A 17425-nucleotide genomic window follows, 5' to 3' on the forward strand; every position below is an offset into this window, starting at 1 on the left:
ACGGAGGATCGCGATGCTCACCGCAAAGCAGCATGAGCTTGTCTGCTTCATCAATGACCGCTTGAAGGAAACCGGTGTCTCGCCGTCCTTTGAGGAGATGAAGGAGGCGCTGGACCTCAAGTCCAAGTCGGGGGTCCACCGGCTGATCTCCGCGCTCGAAGAACGCAACTTCATCCGCCGCTTGCCCAACCGCGCCCGTGCGCTGGAGGTGTTGCGGATGCCGGACCGCCCGGAAAAGCCGGCCAGCGCCCCGGCGGCGACGGCCGGCAATGTCCGTAACCCTTCGGCCCGCACCGTGGGGGAGCCCGCCAACGACGTGGTGGAAATCCCGCTGCATGGCCGCATCGCCGCCGGTGTGCCGATCGAGGCGTTCGAGGGCAGCTCGATGCTCGCCGTGCCCGCCGCACTACTGGGATCGGGTGAGCATTATGCGCTGGAAGTGTCGGGCGATTCGATGGTCGAGGCTGGTATATTGGACGGCGACTATGCGCTGATCCGCCGCACCGATGTGGCCCGCGACGGGCAGATCGTCGTTGCGCTGATCGATGAGTCGGAGGCGACGCTGAAATATTTCCGGCGCGAAGGCTCGATGGTCCGGCTCGACCCCGCCAACCGTGCCTATGACCCGCAACGTTATGCGCCGGCGCAGGTCCGGGTGCAGGGCAAGCTGTCCGGGATTTTGCGCCGTTACGATTGAGGGGTATCGTCGCCGGGTGATGGGCGGATCGCCCGTCATCGCGGGAGTGTCAGGCGTGCGGGCATTCGGCCTGATGCACAAGGAGGCTATGCCGAAACGCAACGTCTCGGCAAGCCAACAGAAGCAGATTATAATATCCCATCCTCACGGCGGATAGCCTGGATCCGCTCCGCCATGACGGTCCAGAATGACTCGATGCGATCGAGCAGGCACTTGATCCTCCCCTACAAGGGGAGGTGGCAGGCCGAAGGCCTGACGGAGGGGTGTCACCGGTAGCAAGTACGGGCTGGCTTTCGATCTAGACAGCCCCAGCACCATGCTTCCTATGGTCCATTCCCCAGACCGGGCTTGGAAAAACTGGCAAGAAACAACGCATTGTCGATCGCCACTGAGGTCCATTGGAGGTGGCGGCCCCTCCGGTAATAGTGGTAAAAAAGACCATCCTTTACGCCCCTCCGCCTTTGAAACGCCGCCACGGATGCCCATCGCCTGGCTTATTGACCGTTTCGACACGCGGTGGATCAAGCCATAGGGTCGCCCCACCCGCTTTCCGCAAAGTCGGCGCATCCAGCTTCAGCCAGCGAGGTTGACAGGCCTCCGGCAAACGCCGGTCGGCAATCATAATATCGACGCGGCGACATAGAGCGATCAAGCTGACCCAAGGCAGATTGTAACCACTCCGCGTCGCGCCGATGCGCCAAAGCCGCCCCGCCCGCCTCAGCTGCGTTACGCAAACATCCGGGCCGCACCGCCCATGATCGGACAAGGCGACCAGTTCGGCCTGCGATCCGCTCATCTCGGCCAGGGTCATACGCATATAATCCCCCGCCCGCTCACGCAGCAGCGCCATGCCATGGTCCGTGCGGATCGCCGCATGGCGCCCGTCCCCCGTTACGATCAGATCGGGCGATGGCGCCATCAGCATCTCGACTGATCCCATTAATATGAGGGGTACGCCCATCCACCGCGCCCGCGTCCGCCACAACGCCAGCCAAAGCCCTCCACCGACTGCCGTGGCAAAGGCCCAACAGGAGGCGACCGGCAACGCAATTGCGGCACCGGGCAGCGCCGCGACATAATGCGCCAACGCCAACAAGGCTCCCAACGCCCATCCGAGCAAATGCCACAACGGCCCCGCCAACCCCAAGGGCTCGAAGAGCAGCGCCAGCATCTCGATCGGCATGGCGATGAAGGTCGTCCACGGGATCGCCACGATATTGGCGAACGCGCCGTAGAGCCCCGCCTTGTGAAAGTGGAAGATCGCAATCGGCATCAGCGCGGCCTCGACCACCAGCCCGGTGACCAGCAAGGCGCCACCCTGCCGGACGATCGACCAACGCCAATCGGGATGCGCCCCAAACCAACGGCGCATGACGGGATGCTCGTGCAGGGCGATGATGGCGGTGATCGCGGCGAAGGATAGCTGGAAGCTCGCCCCCATTAAGGCTTCGGGCCGGAACAGGAGCACGATCAACGCCCCCGCCGCGACCAGCCGCAACGTCATCGCCTCGCGCCCCAAGGCCAGTGCCGCCAGGACGAGCATCGCGGCGACGCAGGATCGGATCGTGGGTACTTCGGCACCGGTCAGCCAGGTATAGCCGATCGCCGCTAACGCCCCCGCCAGTGCCCCGATCAGGGGCAGCCGCACCCGAACCGCCAGCCAGGGCCAGAGCGCCAGCAGCCGGATGGTGATCGTCATGACGATGCCGACCACCGCCGTGATATGCAGCCCGCTGACCGACAGGAGGTGCGCGAGACCGGCGCGCCGCATCGCCTCCGCATCCGCCTGCCCGATCGCCCCGACATCGCCGGTCGCCAACGCCGCCGCGATCCCGCCCGCGCTGCCGGCCACCCGCTCGGTGATGCGCCGCGACAAGCGCTGACGCAGGCCGTCTTCCTGCTGCGATGCACGCAGGATCGTGATTGGCGCAAAACCGCGTCCCGTCGCGCCGATCCCCTGAAACCAGGCGGCGCGGGCAAAGTCATAGCCGCCCGGCGCGACCGGCCCCGCTGGCGGCATCAACCGCACCCGCAACCGGATCACAGCGCCCGGCCCCAGCCCCGCAGGTGCATCATTGTCGGCCAAGGATACACGGATACGCGGCGGCAGGGTGATCGGCCGCCCGCGTCCATCGCGCGCCTGAGCCGGATGAAGCATCACGCGCCGCAACTGCCGAGCCGCCAGATGATCGACGGTTTCGACCCGTGCCACCATCTCGGCCAGGACCGGCCGCGACAGGATCGGGGCCGCCAGTGATTCGGCGCGTATCCAGACCAGCGACAGTCCGGCCATTATCAACAGCGCCATGCTCATGACCAGCCGCGCCACCCGTCCACCATTTGCCAGCGTCGCCGCCGCTACCGCGATCGCCGCCAGCAGGCACAATGACGCCGTCCACCCCCACGCGTCGGGCAGCACGAACCACGAAGCGATCCCCATCCCCAGGCAGACCGGCGTCCAAAGCGGAAGCTGGGTCCGCTCCACCTGCGCCCACTGCTCCAGTCGATCGCCAAGGGCCCGCACGAGATCGAGCCCATCGGCGAAGCGCGGCATTTGGCGGCGCGGGCGCTTGATGCTAGGGGCTGCGGCGGCTGAATGGGCCATCGGATCTTATGCTTGGGAGTATGCGCGGTTGAGCGCAACACATGAAATCGCCCCCGCCCCGACGGCGGACGCCAATGCGGTCGTAACCCGCTTCGCACCGTCGCCGACCGGGTTCCTTCATATCGGCGGCGCGCGCACCGCGCTGTTCAACTGGCTGTTCGCCCGTCACCATGGCGGCAAGTTCCTGCTGCGCATCGAGGATACCGACCGGGTCCGCTCGACCCAACCGGCGATCGACGCGATCCTGGACGGCATGCGCTGGCTGGGCCTGGATTGGGACGGCGACGCGGTGTTCCAATTCGCCCGCGCCGACCGCCATGCCGAGGTCGCCCGCGAGATGATGGAGCGCGGCCACGCCTATCGCTGCTACATGACGCAGGAAGAGATCACCGCCCAGCGTGAGGCCGCGCAGGCCGCCAAGCAGCCGCTGCGTATCCGTTCGCCCTGGCGCGATGCCGATCCCGCGACCGCACCCGAGGGTCAGCCCTTCGTCGTCCGCCTGCGCGCACCGCGCGAAGGCTCGGTCACGATCGAGGATCAGGTGCAGGGCAGCGTTACCGTCCAGAATGCCGAGCTCGACGATCTCATCCTGCTGCGCTCCGACGGCACACCCACCTATATGCTCGCCGTGGTGGTCGACGATCACGACATGGGCGTGACCCATGTGATCCGCGGCGACGATCACCTGAACAACGCCTTCCGCCAGTTGCCGATTTACAAGGCGATGGGCTGGCCGGAGCCGACCTATGCGCATATCCCGCTGATCCATGGATCGGATGGCGCCAAGCTGTCCAAGCGCCACGGCGCGGTCGGGATCGAGGCGTATCGCGACGAGATGGGTATCCTGCCCGAGGCGCTCGACAATTACCTGCTCCGTCTCGGCTGGGGACATGGCGATGCCGAGATCATTTCGCGCGAAGAGGCGGTGAAGTGGTTCGACCTCGCCGCCGTGGGCAAGGCGCCGTCGCGCTTCGACATCAAGAAGCTGGAAAACCTCAACGGCCATTATATCCGTGAGGCGGACGATGCGCGTCTCGCCGCGCTGACCGCGCAGCGCATGGGTGTGGATGACGTTGCGCTGCTGACCGCCGCCATGCCATCGTTGAAGCCGCGCGCCGCCAATCTCAACGAGTTGGCCGATGGCGCCCGCTTCCTGTTCGCCACCCGTCCGCTGGCGCTGGACGAGGCCGCGAAGGGGCTCCTCGACGAAAAGGCACGGAACATTCTCTTTTCCGTTCACACCGCGCTTGACGCGGTGCACAACTGGGATACGGAGCTTTTGGAAGACGCGGTACGCCAGGTGGCCGAAGCCGAGAGTGTCAAACTCGGCCAGGTCGCCCAGCCACTCCGTGCTGCCTTGACCGGACGCAAGACGTCACCAGGGATCTTCGACGTGCTCAGCCTGTTGGGCCGTGAGGAAAGCCTGGGTCGGATCGCGGACCAGATGACCGCAGATAGGAAGGATAATTGAGCATGAGCGATACCGCGAAATTCAACATCGCAAGCAAAGAGTTCGACTATCCGGTCATGTCGGGTTCGATCGGCCCGGACGTGGTCGACATCCGCAAGCTCTATGCGCAGACCGGCGCATTCACCTATGATCCCGGCTTCACCTCGACCGCGTCGTGCCGGTCGGAGCTGACCTATATCGACGGCGACGAGGGCGTGCTGCTCCATCGCGGCTATCCGATCGGCGAACTGGCCGAGAACAGCAGTTTCATGGAAGTCGCCTATCTGCTTCTGAACGGCGAACTGCCCAGCCAGGACGAGCTGTCGACCTTCACCAACACCATCACGCGCCATACCATGGTGCATGAGCAGTTGGCGGCGTTCTTCCGTGGCTTCCGCCGCGACGCGCATCCGATGGCGATCATGTGCGGCGTCGTCGGCGCGCTGTCGGCCTTCTATCACGACTCGACCGACATCCATGATCCGGTGCAGCGCACGATCGCGTCGCACCGCCTGATCGCTAAGATCCCGACGATCGCGGCGATGGCGTACAAGTACAGCGTGGGCCAGCCCTTCCTGTACCCGGACAACTCGCTGTCCTACACCGGCAACTTCCTGCGCATGACCTTCGGCGTTCCGGCCGAGCCCTATGAGGTGAACCCGGCCGTCGAAAAGGCGATGGACCGCATCTTCATCCTGCACGCCGATCACGAGCAGAACGCCTCGACCTCGACCGTCCGTCTGGCCGGTTCGTCGGGCGCGAACCCGTTCGCCTGCATCGCGGCCGGTATTGCCTGCCTCTGGGGTCCGGCACATGGCGGCGCGAACGAAGCCGCGCTCAACATGCTGCGCGAGATCGGCACGCCCGACCGCATCCCCGAGTTCATCGCGCGCGCCAAGGACAAGAACGATCCGTTCCGCCTGATGGGCTTCGGTCACCGCGTCTACAAGAACTACGATCCGCGCGCGACCGTGATGCAGAAGACCGTGCGCGAAGTGTTCGACGCGCTGAAGGTCAACGATCCGCTGTTCGAGACCGCGCTCCGCCTCGAAGAGATCGCGCTGAGCGACGATTATTTCGTCGAGAAGAAGCTGTTCCCGAACGTCGACTTCTATTCGGGCGTCATCCTGTCGGCGATCGGCTTCCCGACCGAGATGTTCACCGTGCTCTTCGCACTCGCCCGTACCGTCGGCTGGGTCGCGCAGTGGAACGAGATGATCACCGATCCCGACCAGAAGATCGGCCGTCCGCGTCAGCTCTATACCGGCCCGACGCAGCGTTCCTACGTCCCGGTTTCGCAGCGCTAAGCCATGAACCGGGTCCGGCCGATCCTGATCGCTATCGGCGTCATGCTGGCGCTGACGGGTGCTTTGTGGATCGGTCAGGGCCTGGGTTATATCCGCTGGCCGCAGGAAAGCTTCATGCTCGGCCGTGGCGAATGGGCCGATCGAGGCGCCTTCACCGCGGTGGCCGGCTTGCTGCTGATCCTGGTCGCACGGCGTCTGCCCCGACGACGCTGACGATACGGCAGCACTGACAAGGAAAAGGGCTCCCTCGGGAGCCCTTTTTTATCGCGCCCGCAGGCGGAAGGTGAAGGTGGCGCCCTCGCCGGGTATGCTCTCGACGCTCAGATCGCCACCCATCGCCCGTGCCAGACGTCGGGCGATATATAGGCCCAGGCCGTTGCCGCCCGGCTCGGACGGATCGACCCGTTCGAACTTCTCGAAAATGCGAGCCTGATCCTCGGGCTCGATGCCCTTGCCGCGATCGCTCACGCGGGTCAGCGCCCAACCATCCTCGCGTTCGACCGTCACCACCACTTCACCACCACGCGGCGAATAGCGCAGGGCGTTGCCGATCAGATTGATCAGGATCTGCAGGCTGCGACCGAAATCCCCGGTGGCCCCCATGCCCTCGCTCGGGCCCGGGCGACGGATCGCCACTCCGGCGGCCTCGGCGCGGACGGCCAGCAGTCCGGCGGCGCGGCGGGTGACGTCGGCGAGGTCGATCGGCATCGATGCCAGCTTGAAATCGGGCTGCTCGATCGCCTGAAGCTCGACCAGATTGTCGACCAGCCCCATCAGATGCCGTCCCGCATGCGCGATGTCGCTCGCATAATCGGCATAGGCGGCCGCAACCGGGCCATCACCCTGCGCGGCGATGCTGTCAGCATTGGCGACGATCCGCGCCAGCGGCGTGCGCAACGCGCGGTCGAGGCCATTGGTAAAGCTCTCGGTCAGCGGTGGTCCGGCCGGCGACACGGTCTCGGCCTCCTCGCCCGCTTCGTCGATTAGATAGGCCGCGCCGATCAGCCCGGCGATCCCTCCCATGGCATCGTGCCGGATCGCCGCCGACAGGCGCACCGGCGCGTCGGTCGGCCGCAATCTGGCCCCCTGTCCGTCGAGCGGAACCGGATCGGCGAGCAGGCGTCCGCCCGCCGCCTGATCAAAGGCGAACAGCGCATTGAGCGGCTGGCCCAGCATCGCCTTGGCATCAAAACCGTGCCGCACACCTGCATCCGAAGACAGCGAGATCAGGCGGAGCGCGGCGTCGGTTTCCCAGCGGAAGTCGGCACCCGCCATCGCGTAATCGGGCGGCGTCGCGCTCGGCTTCCACGCCTCGCGATCACGCCAGCCGCTGACGCTCAGCCGGATCTGGCCCGTCTCGGGCCGCGCCTGCACCCAGAGGTCGAGATCACCTTCGTCATCCGCCACCACGACACGCCGCGACACGGCAATGCCCAGACGTCGGGCAAGCTGCGCGATCGTCGCGATCGGCGCCACCGCCAGGCGATCGCTCGCCGCGCCCCCGGCGCGAATATGGAGCAGTTCGATCGGCGGATCGGCGGACAGGATCCGGTTCTCACCGTCGAGGATAGCCCGCGCCACCATCGACTCGCCTGGGCTGTTCATCGACGTCATCGCGGGGCAGCCCCGTCCAATCGGTCGATCGCCCTGCGGAATGCGCGTGGCAGCTTCAGCATCGCCAGCGCCTCGGCCGCCTCCGCCGCGGGGATCGCCATCAACGCGTCCAGCCCATCGGCAAAGGCTTCGACATCGCGCCGTCGATCCGCCTCACTCAGCGCCCAGCCGATCCGCGCGATCGTCGCCCGGTTGAGATCGAGCGCCCGCAGCGCCAGCCACAGCCGGTCCCCTTCCGGCTCCAAGACGATCTCACGAATATCGCGATCGTCGAGACCCAGGGCATGGGCCAGAAATGCGATGAACAGACCAAGCTGTCGGTCCGACAGGCTTTCGAGCAGCAGGTCGGGCAACTCGCTCGCCCGCGCATCGATCGCCGCCGCCAGCCGCAGCGCGGGCACGCCGAAACGCTCGCTTTCATCGCGTGCGTCGAGCATCCGCTCCGCCGCCTGCGCCAATGCCCGGTCCGCCGTCGCTATGGTACCGGCCCGCATGGCGGCGGCGACCGCCCACACAAGCCGCTCCTGCGTCTCGGCCGAAAGGAGGGAATGCCCCTCGCCTTGCCCGGCAGCGGCCTGCTCCCGGCTTTCCGCCGCCAGCACGGCACGGGCGGCCGCCGCGACGATCCGGTCGGGCGCCTCGGTCAGCCGGACGAGCAGGCTGGGGCCGTCCCCGCCCATATTCTCGGTCGGCAGGACATCGGCGATCAGCCTTTGCCGCAATTGTGCGAGGAGTTCCTCCACCAGCCGCGCGTCATGCAACTGGCCGGCCATGTGCAGCCGCTGGACGATGTCGGATGGAAGGGCCGGCCAGGGATCCGCCGCATCATGCCCCGAGTCGCCTGCCAAGCGGGTGGCCTGATGCTTCAAATCGCGGGCGATTGCTTCGATCAGACCATTCAGCCGGGCTACCAGCGCCAGGCGAATCTGGTCGCTCAGACGGGCGTCTTCGTCCAGCCCCAATTCGGCAACCGCCGCCCGCTGCCGACGCGACGCGCGACGGCGCGCCTGCGCGACGCGCGCGAACAGATCAGCCTGATATGGGTCCGGGTCGACTGCCATCCGGCATCGCTACCCGCTATGATCTTAATGCGACACTAAACTTGTGCCCGCAATGTCTCGATTGCGGACGCCAAAGTGGCAATGGCGTAGATGCCGGCCAGCGCCAATCCCCAAAGGCCGATGCCCAGGATCGTCGCCGGCAGGATGACCAGCAGATAGGCGGGCGGGCTCGCCCACCAGCGCCGCCGGAACCGGTACAGCCCCGCCCGTTCGGCCAATATGCCAAGGATGACCAGCATCAGCGCCAGCACCGGACCCAGTTCCTCCCCTGCTACCCGATAACATTGCCAACCGAGCGCCGCGATGGCCAGCGCCGAGAGGACGGCGATGGCCGCCGACTGCGCCTTGGCCGCCGGCTGTTCGTCGCGCAGCCCCGCCAAGGTCTCGCCCAGCCCGAGCCCCAGCGTTCCCGCAATCGTCACGCACAGGCCCAGTGTCGGCAATCCGAACAGAATGAGGACCAGCCCCAGTGCCCCGAGCGCCGCCCCCGAGCCACCCGCGACATGCGCCGGCACCGCGCGCTCGACCAGCCGCGGCAGCGCAAAGCGCGCGACCGGTGCCAGAATATAGCGATCGAACCAGCTCCGCCGCCCCGACACCAACCGCGCCACGACGGCGCGCCCACGCGCATCCAGCGTCTCGGCGCGGTGGACGATGCCATGCCCGGCCTTTTCGGCATCGGCGGGCAGCAGGATATGGGTGGCCCGCGCTTGCGCCGCCAAGCGCAACAGGGTGGATTGCAGGTCGTAATCGCGGGGCAGCGCCGCCACCTCCGCCACGCGGCGCGGATCGACGCGGGCGACGCCGGCCCAGGCCATCTGCCCGCCAACCCGCTCCAGCCCGGCCTCGGCGCCCGCTTCGGGCACGACCATCAGCGCGTCGTGCCCGGTATCGCGCAGGACGAGCGCAATCGTCCCCTCGGTGGTGATCAGGCCATCGGCCAGTACGACCAAGCGCGACAGCGGATGCAGCTTCTCCGCCGCCTCGACCGCGCTGCGCACCGTATCGACCACCACGCCGCGCTGCGCGATTCGAGCGATGGCGCCGAGCAGTTCGGGGGTTAGCCGGGCGACGACGATGATCACCTGCGCCGCCCCCGCCGCGATCAGCAGGCGCGCCTGATATTCGATCAGGGTGACGCCGGCGAATGGCAGGGTGGCCGTCAACCGCCCGGGGCGGTCATCGGCATCGTCGATCGCAAATAAGAGCCCGGACAACATCGGTCGCTGTTAGGCGCTTGGCGGCATCCATGCCAGCCCCGACCGCTGTTCCCCTTTCACCGGGGATAAGCCCTTACAGACGGGCGACAACCTCGCCGATCCGCTCCAGCAGTGCCGGGTCGGCGGCATCCTTTTCCGCCGCCTGGCCGGCCAAGGTCATCAGCGGAAGGGCGTTGACGCTGGCGGCCAACCCCTTCAGGCGTAGCGCGGCCTCGCGCCATTCGCCGCCGTCCTGGGCGAGGTGCATCGCCTCCAGCGCGCGCGTGGCGCTGTCGACAAAAGCGATACGCAAATCCTGGATAACCGCCGGCTCGTCACCCGCAACGGCCGCCAAAGCCGAGTCGATCGTTCCGCGTTCATAGGTCATCCTTGCTCCCATAAACCGGAAGCTCCTGCACGGAATAGCGCAATTCGCTTTCTGCCGCCGGCAAACGTGATAAACCGACCCATTGTGACACGGGGGCTTGGATGATCGTGGATTTGCGCGCGGAGCGTCAGGACAGATCGGACCTGCTGGACGAAGAGCCGATCGGCATGGCCACACAGGCTCCGTTCGACGCGCCCGAACCGATCGCCCCCCCTGCCCCCGGCCAGCCCGCCAGCATCTGGCTGGAGGATCAGATCGGCATCGCCGCCGAGGCGCCCGCCCCCCGCTGGCCGCTGTTCGTCGCCATCTCCACCTCCGCCCTGTGGCTGATCGGCATTCTTATTTGGGGTATGGTCGGTCTGGCGCAGGTGACGCCCACGACATTGGCGCCGATCGTCACGCTCGCGCTGGCGGGCCCCATGCTCGTCGCGGTCCTCTGGCTGATCCTGCAACGCGGCAGTCGGGCCGAGCAGCGTCGCTTTGCGCTGACCGCGCGCGACATGCGCGACGAGGCGCTGGCACTGGAGAGCGCCGTCGCGGCGGTCGGGCGGATGCTGGAGGCCAATCGCTCGGAACTCTCCGCCCAGGCCATCGCGCTCGCCGAAATGGCGCAGGCCGCTGAAACCCGCTTCAACGCCATTGCCCGTGACCTGTCCGACGATATCCAGATGGTCGAGGCGCATGGCCGCACGCTGGCCGATGTCGCCGGGACCAGCCAGACGAGCCTGGCCCAACTCCTTGACGCCCTCCCCCATGCCGTCGATGAGGTCGGCGAGGCGAGCGATCGCATGGCGGAGGCCGCCCGTTCGGCCCAGAGCCATGCCGCCGCCCTCGATGCCCAGCTTGTCGCGCTCGGCCGGCGCGGACAGGATGCCGACACCATCGCCAGCGGCGCGGCGCAACGGCTGGCGGCGCATATCGAGCAGATGGAGGCGACCAGCCGTGTGGCCAGTTCGCATCTGGAGACCGTCACCGCCAATGTCGCGACCACCATCGACACCCTGCTCGATAGGACGGCGGACGCGATCGACCAGTCGCGTCAGGGAATCGCCGCGCAGGGCGAGGCGATGCTGGCGATGGTCAGCGCCAACCAGGCGGCGCTCGACAGCGCGGCGCGTGACAGTGCCGAGGCGCTGGCGGAGCGGCTGACCCAGGTCGATGGCACGGTGACCCAATTGACCGCCCAACTCGAGGCGCAGCGGATCGCGGGTGAGGCGATCGTCGACACGCTCGACACGCAGCTCGACCGGGTCGAGACGCGGATCGCGACGCTGCATGTCCAAGGCACCGAGAAGTCGCAGATGCTCGCCGCCTCGATCAGCGCGCTGGGCGGATCGGCCGATGCGATGACCGGCGCGCTGGAGGCCGGCGAGACGATGGCCAACCGCGTCATCGGCACGACCGAAACCCTGCTGATCGCACTCGATGCTGCAGCTCGCGAGATCGACGAGACACTGCCCGAAGCCTTGGCGCGGCTCGACCAGCGGATCGCCAACAGCCATGAGGTCGTCGTCCAGACCAAGCCCGAATTGCTCGCCCTGGTGACGGCGGCCGAGAGCACCCATGAGGCGATCGAGGCGATCGCCGAGGTCATCGCCGAACAGCGCCAGACCCTGGAAAATCTGTCGGGCACGCTGATCGAGACGCTGTCGACCGGCCGCGCCAAGGCCGATGCGCTGGGCATGATGGTCGAGGAGACGATCGACCGGACGAATCAGTTCGCCGACGAGGCTGCACCCAAGCTGGTCGATGCGCTGCTCCGCGTCCGCGAGACCGCCGTCACCGCCGCGGACAGCGCGCGCGAAACGCTGGCCAATGTCATCCCGGAGGCCGCGACCATTCTGGAACAGGCCAGCGCCGAGGCGATGCGCCGCGCCACCGGCAACACCGTCGAGCGGCAGGTTCACGCCATTGTCGACGCGACCCAGAGCGCGGTCGAGGCCGCCACCCGCGCCACCGAGCGACTGGCACGCCAAGCCGAACTGATCACGGAAAAGACGGCCGTCATCGAAAGCCGGATCGAGGATGCGCGGACCGAGCGCGAAGACGCCGATCGCGACAATTTCGCACGCCGTGCTTCGCTTTTGGTGGAATCGCTCAACTCCGCCTCGATCGACATCGCCAAAATCTATGCGCCGGAGGTCACCGACAGCGCCTGGGCGGCCTATCTGAAGGGCGATCGCGGCGTCTTCACGCGGCGGGCGGTTCGCATCCTCGACTCGCATCAGGCCCGCGACATCGCCGACCTCTACGATCAGGACCTCAAGTTCCGCGAGCATGTAAACCGCTACATCCATGATTTCGAAGCGATGCTGCGCGGCGTGCTGGCCCAGCGGGACGGATCACCGCTGGGCGTGACGCTGTTGTCGTCGGACATGGGCAAGCTCTATGTCGCGCTGGCCCAGGCGATCGAGCGGCTTCGTTAATCGGCTCAATCGTTCAGCGCATAGACCCGCAGCCGATGCCCATCGGGATCGAGCGCGACGAAGCTGCGCCCGAACGGCCGGTCGGTTGGCGGCATCAGCATCGCGACATCCTGGGCTAGCCAGTCGGCATGGCAGGCATCGACGCCTTCACGGTTCTGCTTGAAGCCGATCTCAATGCTGTCCGTCGTGCCGGTCGCCGGCGGATCGATCGCATCTGCGCGCCACAGCCCCAGCGCAAGCCCGGGTGACAGGAGGAACAGGACAAAGGCGTCGCTGGCCTCCACCGGCTCGCGATCCAGGATGTGGCGATAGAAATCCGCGCTGGCCGCCGGATCGGCGACATGCAGCAACAGGGTCGAAACATCGGTCATTGCAAAGCTCCTTCGTTTGAGAGGAGCCCTTCCTATTCCGTGCCCGCGTCAGTTTCCGTCAGCAGGAAACGCTGCTGCCCGATGCCCTCACGCTCGCACCAATCCCGCAACAACACCGCACGGCGGCGCGGATAGCGATCGGGCAAGGGGCGCGCCGCAGCGATCCGGTCGATACGAAAGGTTCGATAATCCCCGCGCAACTCGCACCACCCGAGCAGGACGGTCGCCCGGTCGAACAGGGCGATGGCAAAGGGCCAGATTATGCGTTCCGTGGGCTCGCCCGCCGCATCGCGATAGAAGAGCGAGACACGCCGCTCCATCCGGATCGCCTGGCGTAGCGGCGCGGGGTCGATCTCCGCGTCATATCCCTCCGCGCCGGGTCCGATGAACAGGGCGATGGAGCGCATCGCCTCCGCCTGCTCGGGCGTCATCGCGCGCATGATCCGCGCGATCGCGCTGCGCGCCGCCTGCCCCATCGCCGGGTCCGCGCGCTCGGCAACCCAGCGTGCGCCGAGAACCAGCGCCTCAACCTCCTCGATCGGGAAGCTCATCGGCGGCAACAGGAAGCCGGGGCGCAGGCGATAACCCAGCCCCGCTTCCCCCTCGATATCCGCGCCCATCGCCTGAAGCGTCGCGATGTCGCGATAGAGGGTCCGCAGCGAGATGCCGAGTTGCTCGGCCAGATGCCGTCCGCCGACGACGCCGCTCTGCCGGTGGAGCAGGTGCAACAGGTCGAACAGTCGGGTCGCACGCGCCATGTCAGACGCGCCTGTTCACCCCGCTCCAGTCGAGCATGTCGGCGGTGATCCAGCCATAGATATAATTCAGATAGAACAGCACGAACATTACCGTCGCGACAATCGTCGTGCGCAGGAAGAAACGCCCGATGAGGAAGACATGCGGAGCGCTCTCGGCCGTGCCCGGAATATGCTCCGCCCCCGCTTCATGGGCGGTCCTGACCCCGAAGGGCAGGACCAGGAACACGGCCAGGAACCAGAACAGGACGTAGATCGCGAGGGCCGACGTCCAGTGCATGGCCTCACCCCTCGATCAGCAGGACGTCGACGATCGGCTTCTTGCCGGTCCAGCGGGTCGCGACCTTGCGCACCGACAGGCGGATATCCTCGCGCAGCTTGTCGGTCGCGCGGCGCGGACCATCGACCGCCTTGGCGGCGGCGGCGACCGCCTCGGCGATGAAGGCGTCGCGCTCATCCTCGACCGGTACGCCCTGCACGCGGACCTGCGGGCTGCCGACCAGCCGCCCCTTGGCGACCGCGACGCCGACTGAGATCTGACCATTGATCGCCAGCTTGCGCCGCTCGTTCATGGTCGAGCCGTCCGAGGGCAGGATCACGTCGCCGTCGAGCACGAGGCGACCGACCGGTGCCTGGCCGATCTTGGTCGCGTTGCCCGGCAGCAACCGGACGATATCACCGTCCGACTGGACGATCGTCTGCGGCACACCCTGCGTCGTTGCGAAGCGGGCATGTTCCATCATGTGACGCATTTCGCCATGCACCGGCATCAGCGTGCGCGGGCGCAGCCACTTGTACATCTGCGCCAATTCAGGCTGGCCGGGATGGCCCGAGACATGAACATGCGCCTGACGCTCGGTGACCATGCGGACGCCCTTGCCCGCCAGGATGTTCTGGATGCGGCCGACCGCCGTCTCGTTGCCCGGAATCTGGCGCGCCGAGAAGATCACCGTATCGCCGGTGTCGAGCCGGATCGTGTGGCTGCCCTCGGCGATACGCGACAGCGCCGCACGTGGCTCGCCCTGCCCGCCGGTCGCGACGATCAGGACGCGGTCCTTCGGAAGGCGCATCGCCGTCTCGGGATCGACCGTCTCCGGGAAGCCCTTGAAATAACCGCACGCCTTGCCGACCTTCAAAATTCGGTCGAGCGATCGGCCGGTGACGCACAGCTTGCGCCCGGTTTCCTTGGCCACCTCGCCCAGCGTCACCAGACGCGCGGCGTTGGAGGCGAAGGTGGTGACGACCACCCGCCCCTTGGCCTTGGCGACCGTCTCGGCGATGCCGGGGCGGACGCTCGCTTCCGAGCCCGATGCCTCGGTGTTGAAGGCGTTGGTGGAGTCGCAGACCAAAATATCGACGCCGCGATCACCGATCGACGCCAATTGCGCCGGGGATGCGGGCTTGCCGATCACCGGCGTCTGATCGAGCTTCCAGTCGCCGGTATGGAAGACCCGGCCTACCGCGGTTTCGATCAGCAGCGCATTGGCTTCCGGGATCGAGTGCGACAGCGGCACGAAGGTGAAGTCGAACGGGCCGACCTCGAACGCCTTGCCCGGCTCGATCACGCGCAGCTTGACGCGATTGGCGCTGCCCTCTTCCTCCAGCTTGCCGCGCACCAGCCCGGCGGTGAAGGCGGTGGCATAGATCGGCACGCCCAGATCCTCGGCGAGGTAAGGCAGCGCGCCGATATGGTCTTCATGGCCATGGGTCAGCACGATCCCGACCAGATCGTCCAGCCGGTCCTCGATGAAGCTCAGGTCGGGCAGGATCACGTCGATACCGGGATAGGCCGGATCGGCGAAGGTGATGCCGCAATCGACCATCACCCACTTACCTTCGGTGCCGTACAGGTTTACGTTCATGCCGATTTCGCCCGATCCACCGAGCGCGCAGAACAGCAATTCTTTCTTGGGAGTCATTCACTTCCTGACAATAGACGCCCACCCCGCTGAAAGCGGGTTCGGGGCGATAAGGATGCGCCGGTCAGGGCGCGGTCATCTCTTTTGCGGACCGAGCGCCCTGCGGCTTTTCGCGGGCTGCTCCGTCCGAAATTTCTCACGCAATATGGGCGCGTTCCCACAGGATCGCCAGCCCCTGAATGGTCAGATCGGGCTCGATATGATCGAATACGTCCGTGTGCGGGCTCAAAAGCGCCGCGAGGCCGCCGGTCGCGAGCACCTTGACCGGCCGCCCGACCTGCGCCTTCAACCGCGCGACCAGCCCCTCGATCATCGCGACATAGCCCCAGAAGATGCCGATATGCATCTGGTCGACCGTGTTGCGGCCGATGACGCTGCGGCTCTCCGGCGCCTCGATCGCGATGCGGGGCAGCTTGGCGGCGGCCGTCACCAGCGCGTCGAGCGAGAGGTTGATCCCCGGCGCGATGATCCCGCCCTTATACGCCCCCTGATAGTCGCTGACGTCGAAGGTCGTCGCCGTGCCGAAATCGATGGTGATGAGGTCGCCCGGATGGAGCGCATGCGCGGCGATGGTGTTCACCGCCCGGTCGGCGCCCAGCGAGGCAGGTTCGTCGACATCGATCGGAATGCCCCATTCGACCGGCGCACGGCCCGCGATCAGCGGATCGACCTTGAAATATTTCTGCGCCAGCACCTCCAGATTATGGAGCGCCCGAGGAACGACGGTGGCGATGATGACGCCGGTCACGTCTTCACGCGCATAGCCTTCCAGCGCCAGCAACTGGCTGAGCCAGACCGCATATTCATCGCCCGTCCGACGCGGATCAGTGGCGATGCGCCAGCGGCCCTTGATCGTCCGCCCTTCGAGCAGCGCGAAGACCACATTCGTGTTCCCGGCATCGATCGCAAGCAGCATGATGGTTCCTCAGACCAGGAAGATGTCACCGGCGTGGATGACATGGGAAGCGCCATCCGCCAAGCCGAGCCGCAGCGCGCCGTCGCTCGCCAGCCCCTCGAACGCGCCCGTCAGCACCTGACCGTCGGGCAGTCGGGCGATCAGCGGCGTGCCGCGTGGATGCGCGCGCGCTTCCCAGCGTTCGATGACGGCCGACAACCCCGCCTCGCGCCAGATCGTCACCCAATGCGCCATGGCGTCGGCGAGCAATCCCTGCATCCTCGCGGGGGACACCTCGGCTCCATGATCCACCAACGCGGTGGTCGAGCGATCGGGCAGCTCCGGGGCGGATACCAGATTGATCCCCATGCCGATCACCACCGCATCGCCCGTGCGCTCCAGCAGGATACCGGACAGTTTGGCGCCATCGATCAGCAGATCATTGGGCCATTTGAGCGCCAGACGCGTGCCGATGTCGGGAAGGCAAGAGCGGACCGCCGCCTCGATCGCCACGGCCGCGACCAGCGCCAGCGTGGCGGCCATCGGATCGCCCGGCCTGAGCCGTACCAGCGTCGATCCGTAAAAATTGCCGGAGGGCGAGGACCAGTCCCGCCCCTGGCGTCCGCGCCCCGCCGTCTGGCGGTCGGCGCGGAGCCAAAGACCGTCTTCGCCGCCCGCTTCCGCGAGCTGGCGAAGATCGGCATTGGTCGATCCCGTCTCCGGGACGTGCAGCAATCG

16 protein-coding genes are annotated in these 17425 nt (G+C 66.8%); 5 read left to right on the top strand and 11 right to left on the bottom strand.

The window, feature by feature from the left end; translation table 11 throughout:
* The first annotated feature begins 13 nt into the window (after positions 1-13).
* On the top strand, positions 14-697 hold the full coding sequence (gene lexA, locus SP6_RS15450) for a transcriptional repressor LexA (RefSeq protein WP_007404097.1): 684 nt from the start codon (positions 14-16) through the stop codon (positions 695-697).
* A gap of 445 nt (positions 698-1142) precedes the next feature.
* Here the strand turns inward: lexA and SP6_RS15455 are convergent, their stop codons facing one another.
* Positions 1143-3302, bottom strand: a complete 2160-nt coding sequence (locus SP6_RS15455) for a ComEC/Rec2 family competence protein (protein WP_227876648.1) — start codon at positions 3300-3302, stop codon at positions 1143-1145.
* Between the two features lie 28 nt (positions 3303-3330).
* On the opposite strand from SP6_RS15455, the gene gltX reads away from it, so the two are divergent.
* From gltX to SP6_RS15470, 3 genes are read left to right on the top strand one after another with little or no spacing between them, the layout of a single operon-like run.
* Positions 3331-4773: a glutamate--tRNA ligase gene (gltX, locus tag SP6_RS15460; RefSeq protein ID WP_007404061.1), complete on the top strand. Its 1443-nt coding sequence runs from the start codon at positions 3331-3333 to the stop codon at positions 4771-4773.
* A gap of 2 nt (positions 4774-4775) precedes the next feature.
* Positions 4776-6059: a citrate synthase gene (locus tag SP6_RS15465; protein ID WP_007404032.1), complete on the top strand. Its 1284-nt coding sequence runs from the start codon at positions 4776-4778 to the stop codon at positions 6057-6059.
* 3 nt (positions 6060-6062) lie between these two features.
* Positions 6063-6272 (top strand): hypothetical protein, encoded by a 210-nt coding sequence (locus tag SP6_RS15470; protein WP_007404015.1) that lies wholly within the window; start codon positions 6063-6065, stop codon positions 6270-6272.
* A gap of 48 nt (positions 6273-6320) precedes the next feature.
* Here the strand turns inward: SP6_RS15470 and SP6_RS15475 are convergent, their stop codons facing one another.
* The 4 genes from SP6_RS15475 to SP6_RS15490 form a co-directional block, all read right to left on the bottom strand.
* The gene (locus SP6_RS15475; protein WP_325065513.1) at positions 6321-7673 is read right to left on the bottom strand and encodes a sensor histidine kinase; all 1353 of its coding nucleotides are present in this window, start codon (positions 7671-7673) and stop codon (positions 6321-6323) included.
* Positions 7670-8734 (bottom strand): DUF2336 domain-containing protein, encoded by a 1065-nt coding sequence (locus tag SP6_RS15480; RefSeq protein ID WP_007403989.1) that lies wholly within the window; start codon positions 8732-8734, stop codon positions 7670-7672. Before SP6_RS15480 ends, SP6_RS15475 begins: the two co-directional genes overlap by 4 nt.
* A 35-nt stretch (positions 8735-8769) precedes the next feature.
* A complete protein-coding gene (locus SP6_RS15485) occupies positions 8770-9954 on the bottom strand; it encodes a glycosyltransferase family protein (RefSeq protein WP_007404129.1) in 1185 nt (394 codons plus the stop codon).
* Between the two features lie 73 nt (positions 9955-10027).
* Positions 10028-10321, bottom strand: coding sequence for a hypothetical protein (locus tag SP6_RS15490; protein WP_007403949.1), 294 nt, complete (start codon positions 10319-10321; stop codon positions 10028-10030).
* A gap of 101 nt (positions 10322-10422) precedes the next feature.
* Here SP6_RS15490 and SP6_RS15495 point away from each other — a divergent pair, with 101 nt between their 5' ends.
* Positions 10423-12747, top strand: a complete 2325-nt coding sequence (locus SP6_RS15495) for a coiled-coil domain-containing protein (RefSeq protein ID WP_126053180.1) — start codon at positions 10423-10425, stop codon at positions 12745-12747.
* Positions 12748-12752: 5 nt separating this feature from the next.
* Here the strand turns inward: SP6_RS15495 and SP6_RS15500 are convergent, their stop codons facing one another.
* The 6 genes from SP6_RS15500 to SP6_RS15525 all read right to left on the bottom strand — a co-directional run bounded on the left by SP6_RS15500 (position 12753) and on the right by SP6_RS15525 (position 17422).
* Complete coding sequence (locus tag SP6_RS15500) at positions 12753-13118, bottom strand: VOC family protein (protein WP_007403955.1); 366 nt, start codon at positions 13116-13118, stop codon at positions 12753-12755.
* A 32-nt stretch (positions 13119-13150) separates the two neighbouring features.
* A complete protein-coding gene (locus tag SP6_RS15505) occupies positions 13151-13876 on the bottom strand; it encodes a helix-turn-helix transcriptional regulator (RefSeq protein ID WP_007403952.1) in 726 nt (241 codons plus the stop codon).
* Position 13877: 1 nt separating this feature from the next.
* The gene (locus SP6_RS15510; RefSeq protein WP_007404116.1) at positions 13878-14153 is read right to left on the bottom strand and encodes a DUF1467 family protein; all 276 of its coding nucleotides are present in this window, start codon (positions 14151-14153) and stop codon (positions 13878-13880) included.
* A gap of 4 nt (positions 14154-14157) precedes the next feature.
* Positions 14158-15792 carry a ribonuclease J gene (locus tag SP6_RS15515; RefSeq protein ID WP_007404245.1) on the bottom strand — a complete coding sequence of 545 codons (1635 nt, stop codon included), beginning with the start codon at positions 15790-15792 and terminating at the stop codon, positions 14158-14160.
* Positions 15793-15928: 136 nt separating this feature from the next.
* The gene (locus SP6_RS15520; protein WP_007404096.1) at positions 15929-16708 is read right to left on the bottom strand and encodes a type III pantothenate kinase; all 780 of its coding nucleotides are present in this window, start codon (positions 16706-16708) and stop codon (positions 15929-15931) included.
* Positions 16709-16717: 9 nt separating this feature from the next.
* Positions 16718-17422 carry a biotin--[acetyl-CoA-carboxylase] ligase gene (locus SP6_RS15525; protein WP_007404232.1) on the bottom strand — a complete coding sequence of 235 codons (705 nt, stop codon included), beginning with the start codon at positions 17420-17422 and terminating at the stop codon, positions 16718-16720.
* Positions 17423-17425 lie beyond the last annotated feature (3 nt).

Origin of the sequence: Sphingomonas paucimobilis NBRC 13935 (assembly GCF_000739895.2) — a bacterium.
GTDB lineage: Bacteria > Pseudomonadota > Alphaproteobacteria > Sphingomonadales > Sphingomonadaceae > Sphingomonas > Sphingomonas paucimobilis.

Excerpts from the sequence above, each read along its gene's own strand:
- SP6_RS15490 (WP_007403949.1), bottom strand. The coding sequence starts at position 10,321 with ATGACCTATGAACGCGGAACGATCGACTCGGCTTTGGCGGCCGTTGCG.
- SP6_RS15485 (WP_007404129.1), bottom strand. The coding sequence starts at position 9,954 with ATGTTGTCCGGGCTCTTATTTGCGATCGACGATGCCGATGACCGCCCC.
- SP6_RS15475 (WP_325065513.1), bottom strand. The coding sequence starts at position 7,673 with ATGACGTCGATGAACAGCCCAGGCGAGTCGATGGTGGCGCGGGCTATC.
- SP6_RS15505 (WP_007403952.1), bottom strand. The coding sequence starts at position 13,876 with ATGGCGCGTGCGACCCGACTGTTCGACCTGTTGCACCTGCTCCACCGG.
- SP6_RS15515 (WP_007404245.1), bottom strand. The coding sequence starts at position 15,792 with ATGACTCCCAAGAAAGAATTGCTGTTCTGCGCGCTCGGTGGATCGGGC.
- SP6_RS15455 (WP_227876648.1), bottom strand. The coding sequence starts at position 3,302 with ATGGCCCATTCAGCCGCCGCAGCCCCTAGCATCAAGCGCCCGCGCCGC.
- SP6_RS15500 (WP_007403955.1), bottom strand. The coding sequence starts at position 13,118 with ATGACCGATGTTTCGACCCTGTTGCTGCATGTCGCCGATCCGGCGGCC.
- SP6_RS15510 (WP_007404116.1), bottom strand. The coding sequence starts at position 14,153 with ATGCACTGGACGTCGGCCCTCGCGATCTACGTCCTGTTCTGGTTCCTG.
- SP6_RS15470 (WP_007404015.1), top strand. The coding sequence starts at position 6,063 with ATGAACCGGGTCCGGCCGATCCTGATCGCTATCGGCGTCATGCTGGCG.
- SP6_RS15480 (WP_007403989.1), bottom strand. The coding sequence starts at position 8,734 with ATGGCAGTCGACCCGGACCCATATCAGGCTGATCTGTTCGCGCGCGTC.
- SP6_RS15465 (WP_007404032.1), top strand. The coding sequence starts at position 4,776 with ATGAGCGATACCGCGAAATTCAACATCGCAAGCAAAGAGTTCGACTAT.
- SP6_RS15520 (WP_007404096.1), bottom strand. The coding sequence starts at position 16,708 with ATGCTGCTTGCGATCGATGCCGGGAACACGAATGTGGTCTTCGCGCTG.
- SP6_RS15495 (WP_126053180.1), top strand. The coding sequence starts at position 10,423 with ATGATCGTGGATTTGCGCGCGGAGCGTCAGGACAGATCGGACCTGCTG.
- lexA (WP_007404097.1), top strand. The coding sequence starts at position 14 with ATGCTCACCGCAAAGCAGCATGAGCTTGTCTGCTTCATCAATGACCGC.